General features: G+C 39.0%; 22 protein-coding genes. 12 read left to right on the forward strand and 10 right to left on the reverse strand.

Features of this window, described 5'->3' with window-relative positions:
* Positions 1–251 precede the first annotated feature (251 nt).
* The 5 genes from cbiT (at position 252) to ACXITR_RS07195 (ending at position 7,053) form a co-directional block, all read left to right on the forward strand.
* Positions 252–842 (forward strand): precorrin-6Y C5,15-methyltransferase subunit CbiT, encoded by a 591-nt coding sequence (gene cbiT / locus ACXITR_RS07175; RefSeq protein ID WP_457996556.1) that lies wholly within the window; start codon positions 252–254, stop codon positions 840–842.
* A gap of 112 nt (positions 843–954) precedes the next feature.
* Complete coding sequence (locus ACXITR_RS07180) at positions 955–1,833, forward strand: universal stress protein (RefSeq protein WP_457996557.1); 879 nt, start codon at positions 955–957, stop codon at positions 1,831–1,833.
* 172 nt (positions 1,834–2,005) lie between these two features.
* Positions 2,006–2,800: a hypothetical protein gene (locus tag ACXITR_RS07185; protein ID WP_457996558.1), complete on the forward strand. Its 795-nt coding sequence runs from the start codon at positions 2,006–2,008 to the stop codon at positions 2,798–2,800.
* 166 nt (positions 2,801–2,966) lie between these two features.
* Positions 2,967–5,960, forward strand: coding sequence for an ATP-binding protein (locus tag ACXITR_RS07190; RefSeq protein WP_457996559.1), 2,994 nt, complete (start codon positions 2,967–2,969; stop codon positions 5,958–5,960).
* Positions 5,953–7,053 (forward strand): response regulator, encoded by a 1,101-nt coding sequence (locus tag ACXITR_RS07195; protein ID WP_457996560.1) that lies wholly within the window; start codon positions 5,953–5,955, stop codon positions 7,051–7,053. Before ACXITR_RS07190 ends, ACXITR_RS07195 begins: the two co-directional genes overlap by 8 nt.
* Positions 7,054–7,061: 8 nt before the next feature.
* Here ACXITR_RS07195 and ACXITR_RS07200 read toward each other — a convergent pair whose 3' ends face one another.
* A complete protein-coding gene (locus tag ACXITR_RS07200; RefSeq protein WP_457996561.1) occupies positions 7,062–7,724 on the reverse strand; it encodes a class I SAM-dependent methyltransferase in 663 nt (220 codons plus the stop codon).
* 19 nt (positions 7,725–7,743) lie between these two features.
* Complete coding sequence (locus ACXITR_RS07205) at positions 7,744–8,058, reverse strand: slr1957 family protein (RefSeq protein ID WP_457996562.1); 315 nt, start codon at positions 8,056–8,058, stop codon at positions 7,744–7,746.
* A 330-nt stretch (positions 8,059–8,388) separates the two neighbouring features.
* Between ACXITR_RS07205 and ACXITR_RS07210 the strand changes: the two genes are divergently transcribed.
* Positions 8,389–9,168 carry a nuclear transport factor 2 family protein gene (locus ACXITR_RS07210; protein ID WP_457996563.1) on the forward strand — a complete coding sequence of 260 codons (780 nt, stop codon included), beginning with the start codon at positions 8,389–8,391 and terminating at the stop codon, positions 9,166–9,168.
* Positions 9,169–9,253: 85 nt separating this feature from the next.
* Here ACXITR_RS07210 and sufB read toward each other — a convergent pair whose 3' ends face one another.
* Together sufB and ACXITR_RS07220 are read right to left on the reverse strand one after the other, a co-directional pair.
* The gene (gene sufB / locus ACXITR_RS07215; protein WP_457996564.1) at positions 9,254–10,693 is read right to left on the reverse strand and encodes a Fe-S cluster assembly protein SufB; all 1,440 of its coding nucleotides are present in this window, start codon (positions 10,691–10,693) and stop codon (positions 9,254–9,256) included.
* 264 nt (positions 10,694–10,957) lie between these two features.
* Positions 10,958–11,443, reverse strand: coding sequence for a photosystem I reaction center subunit XI (locus tag ACXITR_RS07220; RefSeq protein WP_457996565.1), 486 nt, complete (start codon positions 11,441–11,443; stop codon positions 10,958–10,960).
* A gap of 184 nt (positions 11,444–11,627) precedes the next feature.
* Here ACXITR_RS07220 and ACXITR_RS07225 point away from each other — a divergent pair, with 184 nt between their 5' ends.
* The gene (locus ACXITR_RS07225) at positions 11,628–11,744 is read left to right on the forward strand and encodes a photosystem I reaction center subunit VIII (protein WP_457996566.1); all 117 of its coding nucleotides are present in this window, start codon (positions 11,628–11,630) and stop codon (positions 11,742–11,744) included.
* Positions 11,745–11,842: 98 nt separating this feature from the next.
* Here the strand turns inward: ACXITR_RS07225 and ACXITR_RS07230 are convergent, their stop codons facing one another.
* The 6 genes from ACXITR_RS07230 to murA all read right to left on the reverse strand — a co-directional run bounded on the left by ACXITR_RS07230 (position 11,843) and on the right by murA (position 17,921).
* Positions 11,843–12,115: a DUF3143 domain-containing protein gene (locus ACXITR_RS07230; protein WP_457996567.1), complete on the reverse strand. Its 273-nt coding sequence runs from the start codon at positions 12,113–12,115 to the stop codon at positions 11,843–11,845.
* Positions 12,116–12,164: 49 nt separating this feature from the next.
* Positions 12,165–12,617, reverse strand: a complete 453-nt coding sequence (locus ACXITR_RS07235; RefSeq protein ID WP_457996568.1) for a J domain-containing protein — start codon at positions 12,615–12,617, stop codon at positions 12,165–12,167.
* 9 nt (positions 12,618–12,626) lie between these two features.
* Positions 12,627–15,293 (reverse strand): methyl-accepting chemotaxis protein, encoded by a 2,667-nt coding sequence (locus ACXITR_RS07240; protein ID WP_457996569.1) that lies wholly within the window; start codon positions 15,291–15,293, stop codon positions 12,627–12,629.
* 73 nt (positions 15,294–15,366) lie between these two features.
* Positions 15,367–15,909 (reverse strand): chemotaxis protein CheW, encoded by a 543-nt coding sequence (locus ACXITR_RS07245; RefSeq protein ID WP_457996570.1) that lies wholly within the window; start codon positions 15,907–15,909, stop codon positions 15,367–15,369.
* 135 nt (positions 15,910–16,044) lie between these two features.
* Positions 16,045–16,410 (reverse strand): response regulator transcription factor, encoded by a 366-nt coding sequence (locus ACXITR_RS07250; RefSeq protein ID WP_457996571.1) that lies wholly within the window; start codon positions 16,408–16,410, stop codon positions 16,045–16,047.
* 197 nt (positions 16,411–16,607) lie between these two features.
* Positions 16,608–17,921: a UDP-N-acetylglucosamine 1-carboxyvinyltransferase gene (murA, locus tag ACXITR_RS07255; RefSeq protein ID WP_457996633.1), complete on the reverse strand. Its 1,314-nt coding sequence runs from the start codon at positions 17,919–17,921 to the stop codon at positions 16,608–16,610.
* A 297-nt stretch (positions 17,922–18,218) separates the two neighbouring features.
* Between murA and bioB the strand changes: the two genes are divergently transcribed.
* The 5 genes from bioB (at position 18,219) to ACXITR_RS07280 (ending at position 22,548) form a co-directional block, all read left to right on the forward strand.
* Positions 18,219–19,349, forward strand: a complete 1,131-nt coding sequence (gene bioB, locus ACXITR_RS07260) for a biotin synthase BioB (RefSeq protein ID WP_457996634.1) — start codon at positions 18,219–18,221, stop codon at positions 19,347–19,349.
* A complete protein-coding gene (locus ACXITR_RS07265) occupies positions 19,333–19,962 on the forward strand; it encodes a biotin transporter BioY (RefSeq protein ID WP_457996572.1) in 630 nt (209 codons plus the stop codon). The genes bioB and ACXITR_RS07265 overlap by 17 nt, the downstream gene beginning before the upstream one ends.
* A 78-nt stretch (positions 19,963–20,040) precedes the next feature.
* Positions 20,041–20,490, forward strand: a complete 450-nt coding sequence (lspA, locus tag ACXITR_RS07270; protein WP_457996573.1) for a signal peptidase II — start codon at positions 20,041–20,043, stop codon at positions 20,488–20,490.
* A 133-nt stretch (positions 20,491–20,623) separates the two neighbouring features.
* A complete protein-coding gene (gene accA / locus ACXITR_RS07275) occupies positions 20,624–21,601 on the forward strand; it encodes an acetyl-CoA carboxylase carboxyl transferase subunit alpha (RefSeq protein WP_457996574.1) in 978 nt (325 codons plus the stop codon).
* Between the two features lie 218 nt (positions 21,602–21,819).
* The gene (locus tag ACXITR_RS07280; protein WP_457996575.1) at positions 21,820–22,548 is read left to right on the forward strand and encodes an SDR family oxidoreductase; all 729 of its coding nucleotides are present in this window, start codon (positions 21,820–21,822) and stop codon (positions 22,546–22,548) included.
* Positions 22,549–22,588: the final 40 nt, after the last annotated feature.

Below are 22,588 nucleotides of genomic sequence, written 5' to 3' on the forward strand. Positions count from 1 at the left end.
GCAGTACATGATCGTGATATTAATGCAAGTCAAAATATATTAAAAACAGCCGTGGGAGGGCATTCCAAGGCTTTAAATGGATGTGGAGCAGGGCGTAAGACTACCGCAAAGGTAGCAGTATGCGATGAAGCGTCAACCATCCTAAAAGGAACTCAATTAAGTTTGAGCTTGTTTTAGGAATCCCGTCGCCTTCAGGCACGGGAGGATGTCAATTATAATTGTTTTGATCATCAAATAATAAACTTTAAATTATGGTGTGGAAATATAAAACTTCAGGCATTCCCGACGAACTTTTTGAACGTTTACCCGGAATTCCGTTAACCAAAAGAGAAGTAAGATTATTGATTTTGTCAGCTTTGCGCCTAGAAGATAAATCCGTAATTTGGGATATTGGAGCGGGTACTGGTACAGTTTCCATTGAAATGGCTTTACTATGCCCCCAGAGCGAAATTATTGCCGTTGAACGAGATCCAGAGATTGTTTCTTTAGTTAACAAAAATTGTAAAAAGTTTAAAGTAACTAATGTTACAGTAATGGAGGGTAGCGCCCCTGATTGTCTTGGGGAAATAAAATCTAAACCTGATCGAGTTTTTATTGGGGGTGGTAAATCCGTTAAGGCTGTTTTAACCCAAGTTTGGGATAACTTACAAGGGGGTGGTCGAGTAGTGGCGATCGCATCTAACCTTGAAAATCTTTATCAACTCTCGGAAGGATTAGCCCAACTACAAGCCAGAAACATAGAAGTAGTACAATCATCCATCAACCGCCTAGAAACAAGGGGGATGAGTCAAGTATTTGCCGCCATTGCCCCCGTATTTATTCTCAGTGGAGAAAAAATTTAAAATAATATTAATAAATAATATTTATCACTATCATCTAAAGTTTAATCAGTAATTAATATGATTAAATGTTACCCTAAAATAAATAAAATAAAATATTCCTAAAGAAAAATATATGCTTCAGCGTTGCCTAATTTGTACAGACTTAAAAGATGGACTACAAAAGTTAGCCCGTTTTATAAGTAGTTTTGAACATAGTGGCCTAAAAGAAATTACTTTTTTGCACAGTGTTCCCCTCTGGACAGAAGGAGAAATTCCCCGTGTTGACCAAGATAAAATTGATGAGGTCAAAAATTTCCTATCTTCTCAATTAGAGAATGTTCCAGACTCTATTAAGGTTAATGTAGAGGTGTTATCGGGAGAACCTACCACCAATATAATTGAAACCGTAGAAAAAAATAATATTGATTTTGTTATTCTTGGTACTACCGTAAAAACAGCCATTCAAGAGGGAATATTTGGCTCAACCGCTACAAAATTGACCAAAAAATTAAAAGTTCCTTTCATGATTTTACGTCCTCAATTAATCTCCGTTTACCGAGATGAGGAATTAGCCCTAAGATGTAAGCATCTCAATCGTTTTTGGTTAGTACCTTATAAGGGTGGTAAATCTTCCCGTTATCTTATTAATAAAGTAAAAGAATATTGTCAAAAAGAGTCTTTGAAAACTCAACATCAAATTTTATTAGTAACCGTAGTAGAAGAAGTTTCTCGCTCTCCTTTATTATTAGAAAATAGGGTAGAAAATGCTCAAAAAGATTTAGCAAAGGTTGAACAAGAGTTAAAAGATTTAGGTTTAGAAGTTCAATCCATCGTCAAAAAAGGTGACCCCATTTTGGAAATTCTTGACCTTGCCCTTAATTATGATGTAAGTGCGATCGCCGTTGCCGATGACCGTGATAACATATTACTAAACTGGACAGTAAAAAGTTTTGCCCAAGAAATCCTCCACCGTAGTTGGTTTCCCCTCGTCTATTTCCCCCTAGAAAAATAATATTATTTATTATTAACAAAAAAAATCAACGGTGGGCTATGCCCACCAAAATCCTATCTCACTTCACCCACGAGTTAAAAACTTTACCCTTTTATTGCCCTTAAATATGTCACAAACCATTTAAAATTGCCATAACCAAAAATAATAATATCCCTGTCCCATTAACCTGATCATGAACTTAAAAAGTTTAATATTAATTGTCTTTTTTTTAATCTTAATTTTATTATTAGTACAAAACTCCCAAGCCATTCCTATTATTATATTAGGAAGCTCACCTGTTAATATCCCTCTGTCCATAATTCTTTTTAGTGGCTTTTTCGGAGGAATAATCTCCACCCTAATAATCAACTTTTTTAATAAATTATCCGCCCCCAAAACTTCACAATATTCTAACTATAATCCCACCAGCCCCAACAACCCAAAACCATCAAAAAATAGGCAATACTCCACCAAAATAGAAGAAAAATCCCATCCCTACTATCAACCTACCTACCAAGACGATCCTATTTATCCCGACAGCTTAGACACAGAAAATAAACCCAATTTTGAACCTAGAGAACCGATAAAATATCAAAAAGAAACCACAAATAACATAACAAATAACACCCCCCAAGAAAATATTAAATCAGAAAAAAAACTAGATATTTTAGAAGAAAAACCAGAAGAAAAAAATATCAACATAACCCCCCCCCCAGAAACAATTGATACCCCAAAAGTAGAAATTATAGATCAACCAGAACCAGAAATAGAAATCAATCAAAAACCCCGTCAAGCAGCCCCCTACTCCTATCAGCCAGGGGAAAGGACGGAAATAGTGCCTAAAAGTGCTAAGATTTCCCCTCGCCAACCCTCTCGCCCCAGTGCCAACCAAGGGGGAATTTATGATGCTACCTATCGAGTTATTACCCCCCCCTACCAACAAGATCAAGATTTTGATGACTTTGAAGATGAAGACTGGGACATTTAACTTTTGTAACTTAATTAATTAATAATTGTTAAATAATCATGACCATGTTTTGAAAAAAATGGGTAAAATAAAATTACTTTAACCCTTAAAAAAAAGTAACTTTACCTTGATAAATAATTAAAAATATCACCCTTAAATTTTTTTTCTTCTCATTTAAAAAACTATCATGATTGACCTAGCAAGCGTCCAACAACAATCCCATGAACAATTTGAGATTAGGTACCCTGGTTCTATTCAAGGCCACGGAATCTTGATAGTTATTGACTTTGCCACCCTAGAAATTATTCAAGTTAGTAATAATGTTGAAGAGTTTTTAGACATAGCACCATCAAATCTTCTCGGAAAGCATCTAAAAAAAATACTTTATCCGAAACAAATAAATAACATCTTAGCTTCCTTAAAAAATAATAGTCACGATTTTTTTGAGATTATTAAAGTTAAAACCCGTAAGAAAAAAACTACATTTCAAGGTACTATTCACACCATTCAAGATAGTATTATCTTAGAACTTGAACCTCTAAAGTTTTCCCATCAAAGATTTTTACCAGATTTATATAGTCTTCTCAATAATGCTATTCTTAACACCACCTCTAGCTATAGCCTCGAAAAAACCTACGAAATTATTACCCAAGAAATCAGGAAAATAACTCAATTTGATCGAGTTTTAATTTATCGTTTTAATTTTGATAGTAGCGGAGTTGTCATTGCAGAGGATAAAAAAGAAGGTATCGAAAGCTATCTCGGTTTACACTACCCCTCCTACGATATTCCCACCCCTGCACGGGAATTTTATGAACGTAACTGGTTAAGGATTATTTGTGATGTATCGGCCCCCCCCGTGGAGATTATTCCCATCCAACATCCCCTCAAAAACCAAGAGTTAGATTTAAGTCGCTCAACTTTAAGGAGTGTTTTTCCCTGTCATATTCAATACCTCAAAAATATGGGGGTAAAGGCTTCCATGTCCATATCCCTGATAAACCAAAATAAACTTTGGGGTTTAATTGCCTGTCATCACTATTCTCCCAAGTATATTAACTATGAAACGAGAAAAGCAGGGGAATTTTTAGGGCAATTTTTATCAGCGCACTTATTCTGTAAACAAGAACAAAAATTTAAAAATTATCGCCTTCAAATACAAGGGATTCAAAATAGGCTTAGGCAAGGTTTTTTAAGGAGTCCAGAATTGATTAAAGATGTTTTTATGCGAAATAAGAATAGTTTAATCAATCTGACAAAATCCCAAGGTTTGGTGGTGTGTTTGGATGATGATGTTCATTTGATGGGAAGTACCCCTAGCCAATCCCAAGTAAATGATTTAATGAAGGAATTTCTCAACCCTAGTCAACAGGAAATATTTTTTACAGACTCTCTTGCTACTATTTATCCTCCAGCGCAGGAGTTTCAAGATACTGGATGTGGAATTTTGAGCATATCTTTGTTTTTAACTAATCATACTTATCATTTAATTTGGTTTCGAGCGGAACAATCCTATCAAGTGGCATGGGCGGGGAATCCCTATGATGTAAATGTGGAAAATGTTGATAATATTCCCCAACTTTCCCCCCGTAATTCCTTTGCTTTGTGGAAAGAAACCATCAAAAATAAGTCTTTTCCTTGGGAGTCGGTGGAAATTGAGGCAGCCCAAGAGTTGCGCAAGGTTTTATTGTTAACGGCTTTAGAGTTTTCCCAACATTCCCAATATCTTTTAGAAGAAACCACGAAACAAGCCAATGCGGCTAATTTGGCAAAAAGTCAGTTTCTAGCAAAAATGAGCCATGAATTACGTACTCCTCTTAATGCTATTTTGGGTTTTACTCAAATGATGAATCGAGATTGTTCCCTTTCTCAGACACAGCAGGAGTATTTGGGCATTATAAATCGTAGTGGAGAGCATTTATTGTCTTTGATTAATGATGTTTTGGAAATGTCTCGCATTGAGGCAGGGCAGATTACTTTACACCAAACTTGTTTTAATCTCCACAATTTGATTAAGTCGGTGCAGGAGTTGTTAACCATTAAGTCTAATTCTAAGGGTTTACCTTTTCGAGTATATCAAGATGATGACTTGCCCAAATATCTACAGGGGGATGAGAGTAAATTACGCCAGATTATCGTTAATTTGGTGGGTAATGCCATTAAGTTTACGGATAAGGGTTATGTGGATTTAGTTTTATCTTTATTATCACTGGATACTTTGCCTTATCCACAAGTTAAGTTGTTGATTGAGGTGAAGGATACGGGCATAGGTATTGAGGAGGAGAATTTAGAGAGTATTTTTGAGCCTTTTAAGCAGACTGATAATAGTATTCATTCTAGGGAAGGTACTGGTTTAGGGTTATCGATTAGTCGTCAGTTTGCCCGTTTGATGGATGGTGATATAACGGTGAGAAGTCGTTTGGGGGAAGGTTCTATTTTTACTTGTCGTATTGTTATGACTCTTCCCGAAAAAATTGAAGAAAAACCTCTGAATAATTCTCGTCAGATTATTGGTTTACAGCAATCACAACCCCTTTATCGCATTTTGGTGGTGGAGGATGTGGAGAATAATCGACTTTTGATGGAAAAAATGTTAAAATCCATGGGTTTTGATGTACAAACTGCTTGTAATGGTCAAGAGGCGATCGCACTTTGGGAAACATGGCAACCCAACCTAATTTGGATGGACATGAGAATGCCCGTAATGGACGGCTATCAAGCCAGTCGTAATATTCGTAAACTAGAGAAAAATAACAACCAAAAACCAGTACCCATTATCGCCCTCACCGCCACCGCCTTCGACGAAGAAAGAGAAGCCATTCTCGAAGTAGGATGTAACGACTTTGTGAGTAAACCCTTCCAAGAAAAAATCATCTTTGAGATGATGGCAAAACATCTAGGGGTTAAATATATCTACCAAGAAAACCAAGAAAAAACCCAAGAAAAAACAAAACCCCCCACCCTCGATATTCAACAAGTACAAACTCAACTACGAAAAATGCCCCCCCCGTGGAAAAATCAACTCCATCAAGCCGCCTTGAGTGCCAGAGAATTAAAAATAAAAAAACTAATAGCCGAAATACCCGCAGAATATAGCTCCTTAACCCATCACCTTAACCACATGCTCAATAACCTATTCTTTGAGCAAATAACTAACCTAACCCAAAATAGCCATGAATAACTTAAATACCGCCAAAGGAGACATTCTCATCGTTGATGATGTACCCGAAAACCTACAACTACTATTTACCATGCTCACCGACCATGACTATGATGTAAGAAGGGTGTTAAGCGGTAAACAAGCCCTACAAGTAATAGAAATAGAACCTCCAGACTTAATCCTACTAGACATAAAAATGCCCAACCTAGATGGCTATGAAGTATGTAAAATTCTTAAATCCCAAGAAAAAACCCAACATATCCCCGTCATCTTCCTCAGCGCCCTTAACGACACCTTCGACAAAGTCCATGCTTTTAAGGTTGGGGGAGTTGACTACATCACCAAACCCTTTCAAATCGAAGAAGTAGTCATTCGAGTAGAAAATCAATTGCGTTTACTCAAAATGCAAAGAGAGATTGAAAGAAAAAATGAACAACTGATACTATTAAATCAAGACCTAGAAGCATTTAGCTATCGAGTATCCCATGACCTAAAAAATAAAATTCACGTCATCAACGGATTTAGTCAACTCATAGCGCAAGAATTTAGTCATCAATTTGAACCCAACGTCAAAGAATATTTTCAGTACATCTATGATGAAGGTAAAAGAATGGCTGAAGTGATTCGAGATTTATTACGTTTATCCCAAGTACAAAATATCGAAATAGAATACTCCACCTTCAACATCAGCGAAGTAGTGAGCGAAATTAGTGACAAATTTAGGATAGAAAATAAAAATCGTACCGTTGATTTTATCATTACCCCTGAGCTTTATTGCCAAGGAGATATTAATTTAATGAGAATTGTGGTCGAAAATCTCTTAGAAAATGCCTATAAATATAGCTCTAAAACCGAAAACCCTCGCATCGAATTTGGACTACTAAAAAAAGGTAATCAGAATGTATATTTTATCAAAGATAATGGAGCAGGATTTGATCCCAATACTGCCAAAAAATTGTTTACCCCCTTCCATCGCTTACATACCGATAGAGAATTTAAAGGCACAGGTATAGGTTTATCCACCGTCAAGCGCATTATTCAAAGACACCATGGTGAAATCTGGTATGATGCCGCCCCAAATAAGGGGGCAACCTTTTACTTTTATCTTCCGTAAAGCAATATTTACCTTTTTCGAGCCAAAGTTAAACCATCACCAATGGGAATTAAACTAAGATCAATACGATCATCTTCCTTTAAAAATTGGTTAAACTCCCTAATTTTATTGGTTCTTTTATCATCAATACTTTTATCTGCTACCCGACCATACCACAGCACATTATCGATCGCAATTAGACCCCCTCGACGCACCAAACACAAACACTTTTCATAATAATTCAGATAATTACTCTTATCCGCATCAATAAAACAAAAATCAAAAGTTTCCCTTTCCCCTTGTTCCACTAAATCATTGAGAGTATCGAGGGCAGGGGCTAAAAAAAGCTCAATTTTATCCTCTACCCCCGCTTTACGCCAATATTTTCTAGCAATGTCCGTATCAGCCTTACAAGTATCGCAACCAATCAATTTACCATCATCAGGCAAAGCCAAAGCCATAATGGTTGAACTATAGCCCGTAAATACCCCAACTTCTAATACCTTCCTTGCCCCCATCAATTTCAATAATAAAGCCATAAACTGCCCCTGCTCAGGGCAAATTTGCATATTACCCACAGGATGACTTTTCATCTCTTCCCGCAACTCTCCTAAAACGGGATTTTCCCTCAAAGATACCGATAAAAAATACTCATACAACGGAGGATTTAAGTTAATAGTTTGGTCACTCATTTTTACTTAAATGTAGGAATTAATCAATATCAAAATTTCCCACTACCATGGCACAAAAAGCAAAAGCAAAAACTAAGGGCATAGGAGAATTTAATACATAACTAAATATAACCCCTAAAAAACTAACTATTAAAGTAGCCGATACCCAAACTTTTTCTTGGTCAGAAAATCCTTTTTCCGCCTTAATATCTAATAATATTTCCCTAGGAATAGGTAATGGCATCACCCCATTAGGAGGAAAAGCCCAATAGTCTCGGCGATTTAAAAATAAGTCTGTCCAACCATTTTCGTAACACCATTCTTTAATCCACTCTTCTGAAAAATGCTTGATCATTTTTAATCGTCTTCGTTCATTCATTCTTTATCTAAACTATCAAAACTTTTTTCTTAAAAACACCTTTGTTTATTAAACGTAATATTTCCTTGATTATTTGTAAGTAATAATACTCAGTAAATTAATGAATATTTTAAAAATAATTAGTAATTATTCAAACATAAAGAAAATATAAAATAATTACCCATACTACACACAATTAACAGTTAAGGGGGTTGGTGAATCAAGGTATGATTTCTAGTTTAGTTCGGCAATAGGCAATGGTCCATAGTTTTGATTGTTATAATTATTCTCATCACCCACTAAGCATCAATAAAATAAGATCAGAGAATGATTAAAAAAAAGAAAAAATTAAAAAGAATACTAAACTTTTCCTTGTTATTTATTGTTAGTTTTTATTTTTCCCTACAGAAACATAACCCCGCTACGGCACAAAATAACATCAATACGGAAATAATAGAACTTATCACCAGAATTGATTTTGCTAGTAATAATCAAGATATGGAAAGTTTAAAACAATATATTTCGCCTCAATTTAGCAATGAAGATGGCTTAGATAATGAGACTTTTTTAAATTCCCTCGAACAACTTTGGAATAGTTATCCTAATCTAAAATATACAACTACTCTTAACTCCACTGAACAAAATCAACAACAATTAATCGTCAATACTACCACCATCATCGAAGGTAGCAAGGAGGAAAATGGAGAAACGGTAAATATGGTTTCTGAAATTACTGCCCGTCAAACTTTTGAAAATCAACAACTTGTTGCCCAAGAGATTTTGACGGAAAAAACCCGCATTACCACGGGGGAAAATCCTCCCCAAATTACCTTCAGATTACCTCAAACTGTCAGATCGGGTCAAGCATTTGATTTCGATGCGATCGTAGAAGATCCTATCGGTAATGGTTTAATATTAGGAGGGGTAAAAGAAGAGCGAGTAAGTCCTACTTTATTTACCAATCCACAACCCATGGAATTAGATGCCCTATCTGCGGGGGGTATTTTCAAACGAGTGACCATCAATGAAGGGGATCATTGGTACTCGGCTATTTTCATCCGTGACGATGGCACAACTATGATTACCCAAAGGGTAAGGGTTGAATAACAAACAAAAGCATACCAATAAAACCAACAATGGGCTTAAGCCCATTGCCCATAAATAGTAAATAAAAGTATAGTTTATGGATAAATTAACCCACAGTGCCTTCTAATTTGAGGCTTAATAATTTATCAGCTTCCGCGGCAAATTCCATGGGTAATTCGTTCAACACATCTTTACAAAAACCACTTACCAACATAGAAATGGCATCCTCTTCAGAAATTCCCCTTTGGGCAAAGTAGAAAAGTTGATCTTCGCCAATTTTAGATGTAGAAGCCTCATGCTCTAATTTGGCGGTATTATTATCTACCTGAATGTAAGGGAAGGTATTAGCCTCGGCATTGTCACCGATAAGCATAGAGTCACACTGGGAGTAGTTTCTTGCCCCCTTGGCTTTATTACCCATTTTCACCAAACCACGGTAACTATTTTTAGAGTTTCCTGCGGATATACCTTTAGAAATAATGGTGCTACGGGTATTTTTGCCGATGTGTACCATTTTTGTGCCTGTGTCGGCTTGTTGCATATTGTTGGTAAGGGCGATGGAGTAAAATTCTCCCACGGAGTTATCACCGACTAATACACAACTGGGATATTTCCAAGTAATGGCAGAGCCTGTTTCTACTTGAGTCCAAGAGATTTTTGAGTTTACCCCTTTACATAGTCCCCGTTTAGTAACAAAGTTATAAATACCCCCTTTACCTTTTTCATCCCCTGCAAACCAATTTTGGACGGTGGAATATTTGATGTCGGCATTGTCGAGGGCTACTAATTCTACCACTGCCGCATGGAGTTGATTTGTGTCATACATGGGGGCGGTACATCCTTCTAAGTAGCTTACCGATGCGCCTTCTTCTGCTACGATTAAGGTGCGCTCGAATTGCCCTGTATCGCCATTATTAATGCGGAAATAGGTGGATAATTCCATGGGGCATTTTACCCCTTTGGGAATAAATACAAAGGAACCATCACTAAAAACGGCGGAGTTGAGAGCAGAGAAAAAGTTATCTCCCACAGGGACAACACTACCTAAATATTTTTGTACTAAATCAGGATATTCTTGTAATGCTTCAGAGATAGAACAAAAGATAACTCCGTCTTCGGCTAATTTTTCTTTGAAGGTGGTACCAATGGAAACACTGTCAAAAATAGCATCTACGGCAACGTTACTTAATCTTTTTTGCTCGGATAAAGGAATACCTAATTTCTCAAAGGTATCGAGCAAAGTAGGATCAACATCATCTAAACTTTTGAGCTTTTCTTTACCCTGTTTTGGTGCGGAATAGTAAATAATATTTTGATAATCAATTTTAGGATAGCCCACATGAGCCCACTGCGGTTCAGTCATTTTCAACCACTGACGATAGGCTTTGAGGCGAAATTCCAACATGAATTCAGGTTCGTTTTTCTTGGCAGAAATTAATCTGACTACGTCTTCACTTAATCCTTTGGGAATACTATCGGATTCAATATCAGTGATAAATCCGTACTTGTAGGGTTGATTGACTAAAGTTTTTACGGTGGCACTCATGTTAATTAGTTTTTATAGACTGACTACTTATATAGTTTAACAACATTTTTGTTGCTAAAGTCTATTTTAGGACATTTAAACAACATTTTTGTTGTTTTAGTTATTTTTTATGGTCAATGGGGTTAAGCCCATTGTTCGTTTTATTAGTATACTTTTTCTGCGAACCCAGTATCAGTTGTAAAGCATCAAAAAAGCAAGAGGAAATATATCCCCTTGCCTGATTAATTTTAACTTCTTCCTGACAATCAAGAAAACATTGAAAAATTACCAAACATTTTTAGCCGCTTCAATTAAGGGCTGTAAATAAGAGGTTTGGCAAAGGAAGAAAGCAAAGAAAGCACCACCAGAAGCACCGAGAAGGAATCCAGAGGCAAATTCGCTCCAACCTTCTTTGGTACCTAATTCTGCGGGTACTTGGGGGGTGGTTAAGGTTTCAGTGGGTTTACTAACACCCACCGCACTATAGATGGATAAACAAATTGTTAAAATAGCAACTAAGCCAATGGTTGCGAGTAAACCAGCTTGGGAGCCAAAATCAGTATCTCTTAGGGGGCCTAGTAGGGCAAAAGGTCCATAAAGAAAATAACCATGGGCCATGCCAATTTCTAAACCACGACGGTTAGGGGATAAACCTTTGCGATAGGCGGGTAAGCCGTTGATAAATGCTTTTGTAAAACCAGATCCATTGATAGGAGTACTAAGATTTCCTACTTGAGGATCTCCACCAGAATTAACTACGTTACTACTCATGGATTTTATTTGATCTCCTTATATTTTTTTCACAAAAATTATTGTTTGTAGCTTACTTTAACTTGAGATTTGATTTTCAAAGTTTTTTTGTTAAGAATCTTTATATTTCGTCCATTTTTGCTTAGGTTAGCGGTAATATCCATGGTAGTTAATTTTATTGTTTAGCATAAGGAAAATAACAACCATGCTTGGAGAATACGCAGCCGCTTTCTTACCTTCTATTTTAGTTCCTGTTGTGGGTTTAGCTATGCCTGCAGTGGTTATGGCATTACTATTTTTACAAATCGAAGCTGAGGCATAATTAATTTCTCTGCTAGGGGAAAATATTGTAAGGAGGTGATGGGTGTCCTATTTTGTGGGATATGTATTGCCTCCTTACCGTTCAATTCTCAGGTTTTATTAAGGCCCTGAAAAAATAGCGTCTTCTATATCTTGTCGGGAAAGGGAGTAACGAAAGGCTCTTTTGATGTCTGTGCCATCGGCTCCTGCTTGGAGATAGTTTATATTAATATCTTCGGTTTCGAGGATTATTTCTGCTTTCCAGTGATCTTTGCTGAGGTACCAGTGGTTTAGTTTTTGACTATTTTGTTCGCATCCCATGGATTTTAACCAATCTTCGATCGCCGGTAGGGGATGACTGTAAAGGGGGCTAGTGGGTGACAATGGAGGCATTTTAATCAATGTAGTTCAATTTATTGCACCATAATTTTACCAAAAAAAATCAGCCTCTTAGCCAAGCAAGGAATAATGCAAGGATCACACAGGCAAAAAGGGTGACCCCCATGAGCAACAGGGCAAACAGTTCTCCTGATGATAAAGGTCTATCGGTGGGATCTAGGTAGGCAGAGCTTTTATATTCTTCTTCTTCTTCATCCTGATAAAAATTGAGGGGGGATTGAATTACATTCCAACGGGAGTAACCTATTTGTAAGTCATAGAGCGATCGCCTCTCAGGGTTAGCCAATACCCCGTAGGCTTCATTTAAACATTGAAATTTTGTTTTAGCCTCCTCAAGGGGTAAAGCAGTGGTATCAGGGTGATAAAGTTTACTCAACTCCCGATACGCCCGACGAATATCTACCCCAGAAGCCGAAGGATGTAACCCCAACAAACCATAATAGGTATGAGTAAATAAACCGCCTTGGGAAAAAACCGATTTTTGCTGTTTATCCATACTCCCCTACTACTCAACTTTAAACATATCCACCGAGGCAATTAAATCCCTAGCAATGGTTACTAAATTCTGTAAAGAACCTGCCACCCGTTGCGATTCTTGGGAAGTTTCTTGAGCCGTTAACTCCACATTCTGCATAACTTTGGCGACCCCCTTAGAGTTTTCCCTTTGCTCATCGGTATCCGCTGTAATCGATCGCACCAGGGCATCAATACGGTTCGCCACCTGAATAATATCCTCCAAAGAGCGTTTTGCATCCTCAGAACGGCGGGTAACGTCCATTACCTGTTGAATACCCTCCTCCATCGCCGTCATTACCGACCCTGTTTCCGTTTGAATTTGTAATACAATCTGCTCAATTTCCTGTAAAGACTTAGCGGATCTATCCGCCAACTGCCGTACCTCCGCCGCTACGATGGAGAAGCCACGACCCGCTTCCCCTGCCCTTGCCGCCTGTACCGAGGCATTAAGAGCCAAAAGGTTAGTACGGGAAGCAATGTTAGAAATTACCGCTACAATGGTAGAAATTTTTTGGGATGCCTCCGCCAAACGTTTTACCTTTCGAGTGGTTTCCGATACCGTCTCCCTAATTTGTAAAATACCAGCCACGGTGCGCTCCACCGCATCCCCCCCCTTGAGGGCTGTAACACTAGAAGAACGGGCTACCTCCTCGGCTTCTCGGGCATTTTCTGCCACCCTCTGAATCGAATCGGTCATCATCTGCACCGAATTAAGAGTAACCGCCAACTCCTCCGCCATCCTCAGCGCATCACTAGACTGACTACGGGCAAACACCTCACTATCGGTACTACCCTTGTTCACCTGAACCGCCGCCTGTTTTACCTGGGTTACGATGGTACGCACGTTTTTGATAATTAAGTTAAAAGCATCCGCTACCGCCCCCAATACATCAGAAGTAACCTCCGCCTGAACCGTTAAATCACCTCTAGCAGCCCCTTCCACGTCATCAAGGAACTTAACCACCTGTTTTTGGAAATCTTCCCGAGCTTTTTCCGTATCTTCCGCCCGTTTTTTAGCTTCCGTGGTGGTCATCTTAATCATTTTTGCCATGTGATTAAAACTAGAAGCCAAAGTCCCAAACTCATCTTGGGAATAGACCGTGGTTTTTACATCGTAGTTACCCTGATAAATAGAATCAAACTGATTTTGTAGATCATTAGTATAACGTTCCACGTGTTTTGCCATCACCAACCCAGCCCCAGCGGTGGTACCCCCAGCGGCTATTCCTGTTAATAAACCAAGGATAAATTTATTTCCAAATCCTAACCCTTGTCTTTCCCCATCGGCACCTCCCCCCTGAAAAGAGGTAATTAAAAATACGGCAACGAAGGAAACTACCCCCGTGAGTAGTCCATGGAATAGTTGTTTATTAAAAGTAGAGAGATTGTAATACTTCCCAAACTTACTAGATTGAACTTCAATCTCTGCGGGCATAGATTGATATGTGGGGGTACTGTAGGGAGAAAAAGAAGCACTGGTGCCGATGCCATCATCTCCCCCTAGGTCAATACTGTTGAGATCTGAGGTATTAAAACTAAAACTACTTTCATCATCATCAAACTTATCATCGTTTTGCAGTTGCTGAGGTTGGGGAAAAATAGAAGAAGGAATGCTATCCGATGAGATGTCGGGAATATCATCGAGGTCATCGGGGGCGAGGAAGAATTTTTCATCATCTCCAAAGGCAAGGGGTTGATCATCTTCATCTTCATTGATGGTGGAGGTTTGATTTTTGGTAGCAAAAGAGCCTGAAGGGGTGGTCAAAGGCTCAAGGGCGGAGCTGTAGTCTCCGTAGTCATCATCGTTGAGATCATCAAGGAAGTCCCCCCCAGTGCTACTGGTGAGCATTTCTTCTAAATCCACAAGATCAGATTCTTGGGAATTTTCTTGCTCTGAAGATACCACAAAGGTAGGGCTACCCGTTATGTCCTCTGACTCGTCCTCATCTCCGAGATTCAGGGGGGGGAAATTATCATAGTCAATGTCCGAGGGGCTAACATTTACATCCAAGTCTTGAAGATTGGTTACGCCAAATTCAAAATCATCATCATCGGAGCTATCTTCTGACCCAAAATCAAAGGGTTGGGAGAGGGAGTCGAAGTTGGTGGCGGTTAAATCATCGTCAAAATCGTCAAAATCATCTTCCCCTGCTTCAAAGGGATTATTTTGCTTTTCTGATGAACTTTGTTTACTGTTGGTAAAGGAAGGGTTTTGCTGGAGGGTTGGATCTTCTATATCTTCTTCTTCTAGGTCTTCTGGATCCCAATCTAGGTTATCTAGGGAAAGGCTATTGGTCCAGTTTTCGCTCTCACTTTCTTCAAAGTCTTCTACTTCATCGCCAAAGTTGGGATCTTCTAATTCCATGGGGTAAATACTGTCTTGCTGTTGCTCGTTGATTTGTTGTAAACCTTGATGGGCTAGGTTGATGATGTCGGGGCGATCGCTCAGTTTCAACACTTTTTGATAGCTGTCTTTAGCACTATCATGCTCATCCTGTTGTAAGCAAATATGACCTTTGAGTAATAAAACAGTGGGATCTTCAGGGTAATCATGAACAAGAATATCGGTAATATCACGAGCCTCTGGCAAATTTCCCTCTAAATATGCGTTTTGTGCTTGAGCGTATCTTTTTTGATAATCAGTTTCTGATGCCATGTTTACTTCTCCGTCAGTTGCTAAATTCTAAGTTTAAACTTGATTTTGTGTTGATCATATAACTACCCTAAAGTTAGGCTACCCAACGAGCCGAGCGTAAAATCGCAATGTGGTCTAATACCCTAATATGATGATTTCTTCCTTCCACCCATTCCCCCTGAACATAGGGAGCGATGTGATCTGGAATATTTTGGGGTATTTGCAATTTATCCACCTCAAGCCAATGAATTGCCCCTAATGATTTTACTGCTAATCCCAGAACAATATCCTGTTCCTCCACCGCAATAACGGGAACTTCTCCTCGGTCAGTGTTCAAAACATTAGGATAACCTAGAAACTGTCCGAGATCTGCTACCCAAATAATTTCTCCTCGAAGATTGATGGTCCCTAGAAGTAGGGGAGAGGCATTAGGTACGGGGGTAATGTTCCCCGGTTCCTGTTGCATAATTTCTCTAATTCCCATGGCCGAGAGGGCAAATTCATTGCCAGAGGGCAGAAAAAAACGGAGATGGGATTCTCCCTCTAAGGATTCTACATCTTTGGTAAATTCTGTATCAAGGGCGAGGGAATAGGGCGATTCGTCAATAGATGGGGATTTGTTTTGATTATCTACCATTTTCGATGCTTTTGAGATGGAATTAGAGTATAACTTCTTTAAAGATTATGGGAATTAAACGATAAAAATTAGGAGAAGTGTAACTAATCATTAATTATAGTGTATTATTCCCATTAGAAAATAAATTATAAACAATTATTTTTTGAGTAGTTGCTTAATCATTTTCATTAGTTCACTAGCTTGAAATGGTTTGCTAATGTAAGCGTCTGCACCTTGTTTCATGCCCCAGTAACGATCAAATTCTTCTTTTTTTGAAGAACAAAGAATAACGGGAACATTTTGAGTTTTTTCCCCAGATTTAATAGAGCGACAAACTTCATAACCATTCATTTTTGGTAAGATTATATCTAAAATTACTAAATCTGGAATATTAGTTTTCATCGCCTTCAAAGCATCCTCCCCGTTGGCAACACTTTCTACTGACAATCCTTGCTTGGTGAGTAAATTACTAATTATTTCTCTGGTACTTTTACTGTCTTCTACAAGTAAAATTTTTTTCATAGGAACGTGACAATTGACAATTGATAACTAATTTTTTCTGTTTTTTTTTACCACTCACTATCTATTATTCATCACTTTGTCGAGTTTATTCGGGAGTTATTTATAAATAAAAAAAATTAAAAGCGTTTTGCTTTCAGTATCACTCTGTAGGCTTAACGCTTCAACATTTTATTAAGGTGTGGGTAGGGAGCAAAAATCTAACTACGATACTGAATGCGTTTTATCTGGGCGCCTAGACTTTGTAGTTTTTGTTCAATGTTTTCATAACCTCGATCAAGGTGTTGTAATCCTTGAATTAAGCTAGTTCCATCGGCGGCGAGGGCGGCAATGACAAGGGCGGCCGATGCTCTCAAGTCCGTGGCCATTACGGGGGCGCCGGATAAACGATAAATACCTTTTACCATGGCACAGTTACCTTTTACTTTGATGTCCGCTCCCATGCGCTTGAGTTCGGCTACATGGCGTAAACGATTTTCAAAGACAGTTTCGGTGATGAGGCTATTGCCTTGGCTGACGGTGAGTAATGCCATGAATTGGGCTTGCATATCCGTGGGAAAACCGGGATGGGGAGAAGTTTCTATGTCTGTGGCACGAAGTTCTCCTGGTACGACCGTAAGGCTAGTGGGAGATTCTTGGGCAATTTTTACACCAATTTCTTCTAATTTAGCAATGACGGGAATGAGATGCTCACGGTTAACGGCGGTGAGGGTAATGGGGGAGTGGGTAATGGCACCTGCGACTAAAAATGTACCGGCTTCGATGCGATCGGGAATTACGGCATAGTCGGTACTGTGAAGACTTTTTACCCCTTGGATGGTAATGGTATTTGTTCCGGCGCCTTTAATCTTTGCTCCCATGCTATTACAGAAGTTGGCAAGATCAACGATTTCGGGTTCTTGGGCTGCATTTTTGATAATAGTTTCTCCTTCGGCGAGGGTGGCGGCCATCATGATGGTTTCGGTGGCCCCTACGCTAGGATAATCGAGAAAGATGTTTGCTCCTTGGAGTCTTTTTTTGTTTCCTTTCACCGAAGCGTTAACGATACCATGGTCAATGATAACCTCTGCTCCCATGGCTTGAAGCCCTCGGACGTGAAGATCTACAGGACGAGAACCGATGGCACAGCCCCCCGGTAAAGGCACGTGGGCAACCCCTAGGCGGGTAAGAATAGGACCGATGACAAAGAAACTGGCTCGTAGCTGGGAAACTAATTCGTAGGGAGCTTGAGCGTCTTTGAGTTGACGGGCATCAATGTCCCAGACATCCTGATTTTGTTCAATTTTTACCCCAAGGGCGTTCAACACTTGACCCATAAATTGAACGTCTTTGAGGCTAGGAACGTTAGTTAAACGACATTCTTCGCTACATAAAAGAGTCCCTGCTAAGATGGCGAGGGCGGAATTTTTTGCTCCGCTGATTCTGACTTCTCCTTTTAAGGGTTTTCTGCCGATAATTTCTAGGGCAACATGGTTATAGTCTTGGGTGAATGTTGCGGATGAATTTGTTTGAATGGAAGTAGTAATAGCTTTTTCCTCCTGATCTTATTTAAAAATAAAGTTTAATCATAATATTTCACCATGATTCTACATGATAATTTCTGTTTTGTTCTTTTTTTCTTGAAATTTAGATTTTTTTAGGGGTTTTCAGACACTACCATGGCAAAATCCCTCCTAAGGTCTTAAATTCAGAAACATGATTCTGGGGGGGTGGATTTTTGAATTTTCATTATCAATTATCCATGGGCTTTTAGGGTATAATTTAGGGTGATTATTTCATCATTTTTTAGCCTTTGGTTAGATGAAATTGTCATCGAATATACATATTATGAGGGGACGGTATTTGTGGTAAACACCATCAGTAAGCCAGAACAACAATTTAACAATATTTCCACCGATAGTAATAATTCTCTTGCTGTGTGGTTAAGGGAATTGGGCGATCGCATCATAGACGGTGGACAGATTACCAAAGAAGAAGCCTTAAGAATTACTACCATTGAAGGGGAAGAAAATATCCTCTTGTTGTGTGAAAATGCGGATCGTATTCGTCAGGTCTGTTGTGGTAATGTAGTTGATCTTTGCAGTATTGTTAATGTAAAGTCGGGTAATTGTTCGGAAAATTGTAGTTTTTGCTCACAGTCGGTACACCATCAGGGTAAAGATTCCCCCGTTTATGGTCTGAAAACTGAGGACGAAATTTTAGAATATGCTAAGGCGGCGGAAGCGGCGGGGGCAAAAAGATTTTGTTTAGTATCCCAAGGACGAGGGGTAAAATATAATAGCCCTAAAAATAATGAGTTTGCGGAAATTATCTCCACGGTGCGCCGTATTATCACGGAAACCAATGTTAAACCCTGTTGCGCCCTAGGGGAAATTACCCAAGAACAAGCTCAACAACTAAAAGAAGCTGGGGTAACTCGTTATAATCATAACCTTGAGTCATCGGCTAATTTTTACGAAAATATCGTTACTACCCACACTTGGCAAGATCGAGTGGATACGGTAAAAAACCTTAAGGCGGTGGGAATTCAAGCCTGTACTGGCGGTATTATGGGGATGGGTGAAAGCTGGGAGGACAGGGTGGATTTAGCCCTTTCCCTCAGAGAGTTGGAAGTGGAATCAGTACCCATTAATTTACTTAACCCCAGAGAAGGTACACCCCTAGGAGAGCAAAACAAACTTACTCCTTTACAAGCCCTGAAGGCGATCGCCCTTTTCCGTTTTATCTTACCCAAACAAATCCTACGCTACGCAGGGGGAAGAGAAACTGTCATGGGAGAATGGCAAAAACAAGGTTTAATTTCGGGAATTAATGCTATGTTAATCGGTAACTATTTAACTACCCTAGGACAATCTCCCCAAGAAGACCAAGCCATGTTAGAATCTTTAGGCTTAGAAGGGGGAGAAGCCCCTGTTCCCTACCAAGATGAATCCATTGGCTAAAGACGACCAAGAAGAACTCAAAATTAATCCGATATATGAGTTTGTGTGGGCATTGACAGGCTTAATGCTCACCATTTTTGGTACATTTATAGAGGTTTTTTTAGTAATTCCCCAGGGTACTACCCTAGAAGATTTAAACCCCACTTCCCTCGGTGTAACTTATCAATTGGTGGGGGTATTTTTAACGGGTTGTGTGGCAGGAAAAAATGCTGGGGCTTATGCTCAAATTGCTTACTTGGTTTTAGGTTTATTTAAGTTACCTGTATTTTATCAGGGGGGAACTTTTGAATATTTGGATCAACCCAGTTTTGGTTATATCTTAGGCTTTATTCCGGGGGCTTGGTTATGTGGTTATCTTGCCATACCGGGTAAAAGAAGATTAGAAACATTTGTGTATGCCATCTTTTTTGGTTTGCTCATGGTTCATCTGTGCGGGATTCTTTATTTGGTGGGCTATACTTTTATTACCCCCCTATTTGGTAATAATTTAGATCCTAATTATCTTACCGATGCTATTAACCTTTTTACGATTACTCCTTTTTTCTCTCAGATACTTCTGATTCCTTTAATTGCTTTAATTGCTTTTATTATTAGACTCATATTATTTTATTAATTTTTTCTAAATATATTTACATATTTTTAAAATATACAATTTACTTACATATATTAGTTATAAAAAACCTCCTAAACTATGAGGAAGAACTTTTATTTTTGGCTAGTGGCGATCGTTGGTTTAATCATTGACCAACTCACTAAAATTTTGACTATTTTAACCTTTGAAAATGTTAATGATACCATTCCTATTTGGGAAGGAGTATTTCACTTTACCTATGTACAAAATACAGGGGCTGCCTTTAGTTTTTTTAGTGGAGGGGCATTTTGGTTAAGATGGTTGTCTTTGTTTGTTAGTTTAGTATTGATTGTTTATGCACTATGGGAAAAACTACCTAAACCCGAACAGTGGGGCTATGGATTAATTTTAGCAGGGGCTTTTGGTAATGGTATAGATCGTTTTATCTTTGGCTATGTGGTAGATTTTTTTGATTTTCGTTTAATTAATTTTCCTGTTTTTAATGTTGCGGATGTGTGTATTAATATCGGCATTGTGTTTTTGATTTATGGTATGTTTCGGGAAAGCTAACCATGGACGTTGAATCAAAGCAATTGACAATGGACAATGGACGATGGACAATTTAGGTAATGAACAGTCAATAATTATAAATAAATGCTCAATATCCTAAGATGATAGGGATAGAGAATATTAAGATACTGATATGGTAAAAACCGAAAAAAAGCGTACTTTTCTGTTAGAGTTTGAAAAGCCTTTGGTGGAATTACAGGCGAGAATTGACCAAATTAGGGAACTAGCAGAGGAAACTAATGTTGATGTGTCGGGGCAAGTAAACGAGCTAGAGTCAAAAGCAGAGCAACTCAGGTTAGAAATTTTTAGTAGTTTAACCCCTTCTCAAAAGTTGCAAATTGCCCGTCATCCCCGTCGCCCCTCTACTCTGGACTATGTTCAAGCGATGACCGATGATTGGTTTGAACTCCATGGCGATCGCCGTGGAAACGATGATCCAGCCCTCATTGGGGGCATTGCCCGTCTCGATGGACGGGGGGTAATGATTATCGGGCATCAAAAAGGAAGAGATACAAAGGATAATGTGGCCCGTAACTTTGGTATGGCTTCCCCGGGGGGATACCGCAAGGCAATGCGTTTGATGGAACATGCGAACCGTTTTTCTTTGCCTATTATTACCTTTATCGACACTCCCGGGGCTTATGCTGGACTGGATGCGGAAAAATTGGGTCAAGGAGAGGCGATCGCCTATAATTTGCGAGAAATGTTTAGTCTTGATGTACCCATCATTACCACCGTCATTGGGGAAGGAGGCTCTGGGGGAGCTTTAGGCATTGGGGTGGCAGAAAAATTAATGATCTTTGAACACTCTGTTTACACCGTAGCTAGTCCAGAAGCCTGTGCGGCTATCTTGTGGAAGGATGCCAAAAAATCGGAACAAGCGGCCCTGGCTCTAAAAATTACCGCTAAGGATTTATTAGAGTTAGGTATTGTGGATCAAATATTACCAGAACCCCCCAACTGCGCCCACTCCGATCCCCTAGGGGCGGCGGATATTCTCAAAAAGGCCATTTTAGATAACTTAGAATATCTTTCTAGTCTTAGTGCAGAAGAACGGAAAAACCTGCGTTATAACAAATTCCGCAAAATCGGCGTATTCCTAGAAAATTAAATTCATTATCCATTCTCAATTACCTCCATGTTTTCTCGGATCAGAAACTGTTATAATTTTAAATGTGAATTTTGTTACAAAACTTCATAGAAGTAGTGACGGTGAAACCGTCGTTGTTTAAAGGGTGAAAAGAAGATGGAGTAATCAGGGAAAGTAATATCAGCTTATCTGAACAATCATCATTCAACCCAAATATAGTACAAGGATTAAATAATATCATGGAAAATTCCCCCAATCAGAAACGAGCTATCATTACGGGAGCTAGTAGTGGGATAGGAAAAGCAACAGCCATCAAATTTGCCCAAGCGGGGATTGATGTATGTCTAATTGCTCGTTCTACTCAAAAATTAGACGAAGTAGCCAAGATAGTTGCCGATTATGGGGTACAGGTAAAAACTCATCCCTTCGACCTTGGGGAGGTATCAGAGGTTCAAGGGGCGATCGCCAATATTGTAGCCCAATGGGGTGGCATCGATATTTTAGTCAATAACGCTGGGATTGCCTATACCAATTTACTGAGGGAAACCCCCCTAGAAGATTGGCAGAAAGTGATTAATCTCAACTTAACCAGCGTCTTTCAATGTATCATGGGAGTATTACCAACCATGAAAAAACAACAACAAGGAACGATTATTAACGTGGCATCCATTGCCGCTAGTAGTCCTTTTCCCGAATGGGGTACCTATGCCGTTAGCAAAGCGGCCCTTGTAACCCTAGGGCAATCCTTAGCCATGGAAGAAAGAAGTAACGGTATTAGAGTAACCACGGTATCCCCTGGAGCTGTGAATACCCCCATTTGGGATACCCAAACCGTTAACGCAGATCTTAACCGCTCTGCCATGTTAACTCCTGAAATCGTTGCCGAAACCATCCTCCACGCAGCCTTACTACCTCAGTCAGCAGTAATAGAAAACTTGACTGTAACCCCCAGTTTAGGCGCATTGTAAACCCCTGTAGATTTAAAGAATTATTTATAAAAATCAAAAC

It is taken from the genome of Cyanobacterium sp., from assembly GCF_054166785.1.

Coding starts and splice junctions, on each gene's coding strand:
- accA (WP_457996574.1), top strand. CDS start 20,624: ATGGTAAAAACCGAAAAAAAGCGTACTTTTCTGTTAGAGTTTGAAAAG.
- ACXITR_RS07245 (WP_457996570.1), bottom strand. CDS start 15,909: ATGGTAGATAATCAAAACAAATCCCCATCTATTGACGAATCGCCCTAT.
- ACXITR_RS07240 (WP_457996569.1), bottom strand. CDS start 15,293: ATGGCATCAGAAACTGATTATCAAAAAAGATACGCTCAAGCACAAAAC.
- ACXITR_RS07205 (WP_457996562.1), bottom strand. CDS start 8,058: ATGATCAAGCATTTTTCAGAAGAGTGGATTAAAGAATGGTGTTACGAA.
- ACXITR_RS07220 (WP_457996565.1), bottom strand. CDS start 11,443: ATGAGTAGTAACGTAGTTAATTCTGGTGGAGATCCTCAAGTAGGAAAT.
- ACXITR_RS07250 (WP_457996571.1), bottom strand. CDS start 16,410: ATGAAAAAAATTTTACTTGTAGAAGACAGTAAAAGTACCAGAGAAATA.
- ACXITR_RS07200 (WP_457996561.1), bottom strand. CDS start 7,724: ATGAGTGACCAAACTATTAACTTAAATCCTCCGTTGTATGAGTATTTT.
- ACXITR_RS07180 (WP_457996557.1), top strand. CDS start 955: ATGCTTCAGCGTTGCCTAATTTGTACAGACTTAAAAGATGGACTACAA.
- ACXITR_RS07235 (WP_457996568.1), bottom strand. CDS start 12,617: ATGGATAAACAGCAAAAATCGGTTTTTTCCCAAGGCGGTTTATTTACT.
- ACXITR_RS07230 (WP_457996567.1), bottom strand. CDS start 12,115: ATGCCTCCATTGTCACCCACTAGCCCCCTTTACAGTCATCCCCTACCG.
- ACXITR_RS07195 (WP_457996560.1), top strand. CDS start 5,953: ATGAATAACTTAAATACCGCCAAAGGAGACATTCTCATCGTTGATGAT.
- ACXITR_RS07225 (WP_457996566.1), top strand. CDS start 11,628: ATGCTTGGAGAATACGCAGCCGCTTTCTTACCTTCTATTTTAGTTCCT.
- cbiT (WP_457996556.1), top strand. CDS start 252: ATGGTGTGGAAATATAAAACTTCAGGCATTCCCGACGAACTTTTTGAA.
- sufB (WP_457996564.1), bottom strand. CDS start 10,693: ATGAGTGCCACCGTAAAAACTTTAGTCAATCAACCCTACAAGTACGGA.
- ACXITR_RS07185 (WP_457996558.1), top strand. CDS start 2,006: ATGAACTTAAAAAGTTTAATATTAATTGTCTTTTTTTTAATCTTAATT.
- ACXITR_RS07190 (WP_457996559.1), top strand. CDS start 2,967: ATGATTGACCTAGCAAGCGTCCAACAACAATCCCATGAACAATTTGAG.
- ACXITR_RS07280 (WP_457996575.1), top strand. CDS start 21,820: ATGGAAAATTCCCCCAATCAGAAACGAGCTATCATTACGGGAGCTAGT.
- ACXITR_RS07210 (WP_457996563.1), top strand. CDS start 8,389: ATGATTAAAAAAAAGAAAAAATTAAAAAGAATACTAAACTTTTCCTTG.
- ACXITR_RS07265 (WP_457996572.1), top strand. CDS start 19,333: ATGAATCCATTGGCTAAAGACGACCAAGAAGAACTCAAAATTAATCCG.
- lspA (WP_457996573.1), top strand. CDS start 20,041: ATGAGGAAGAACTTTTATTTTTGGCTAGTGGCGATCGTTGGTTTAATC.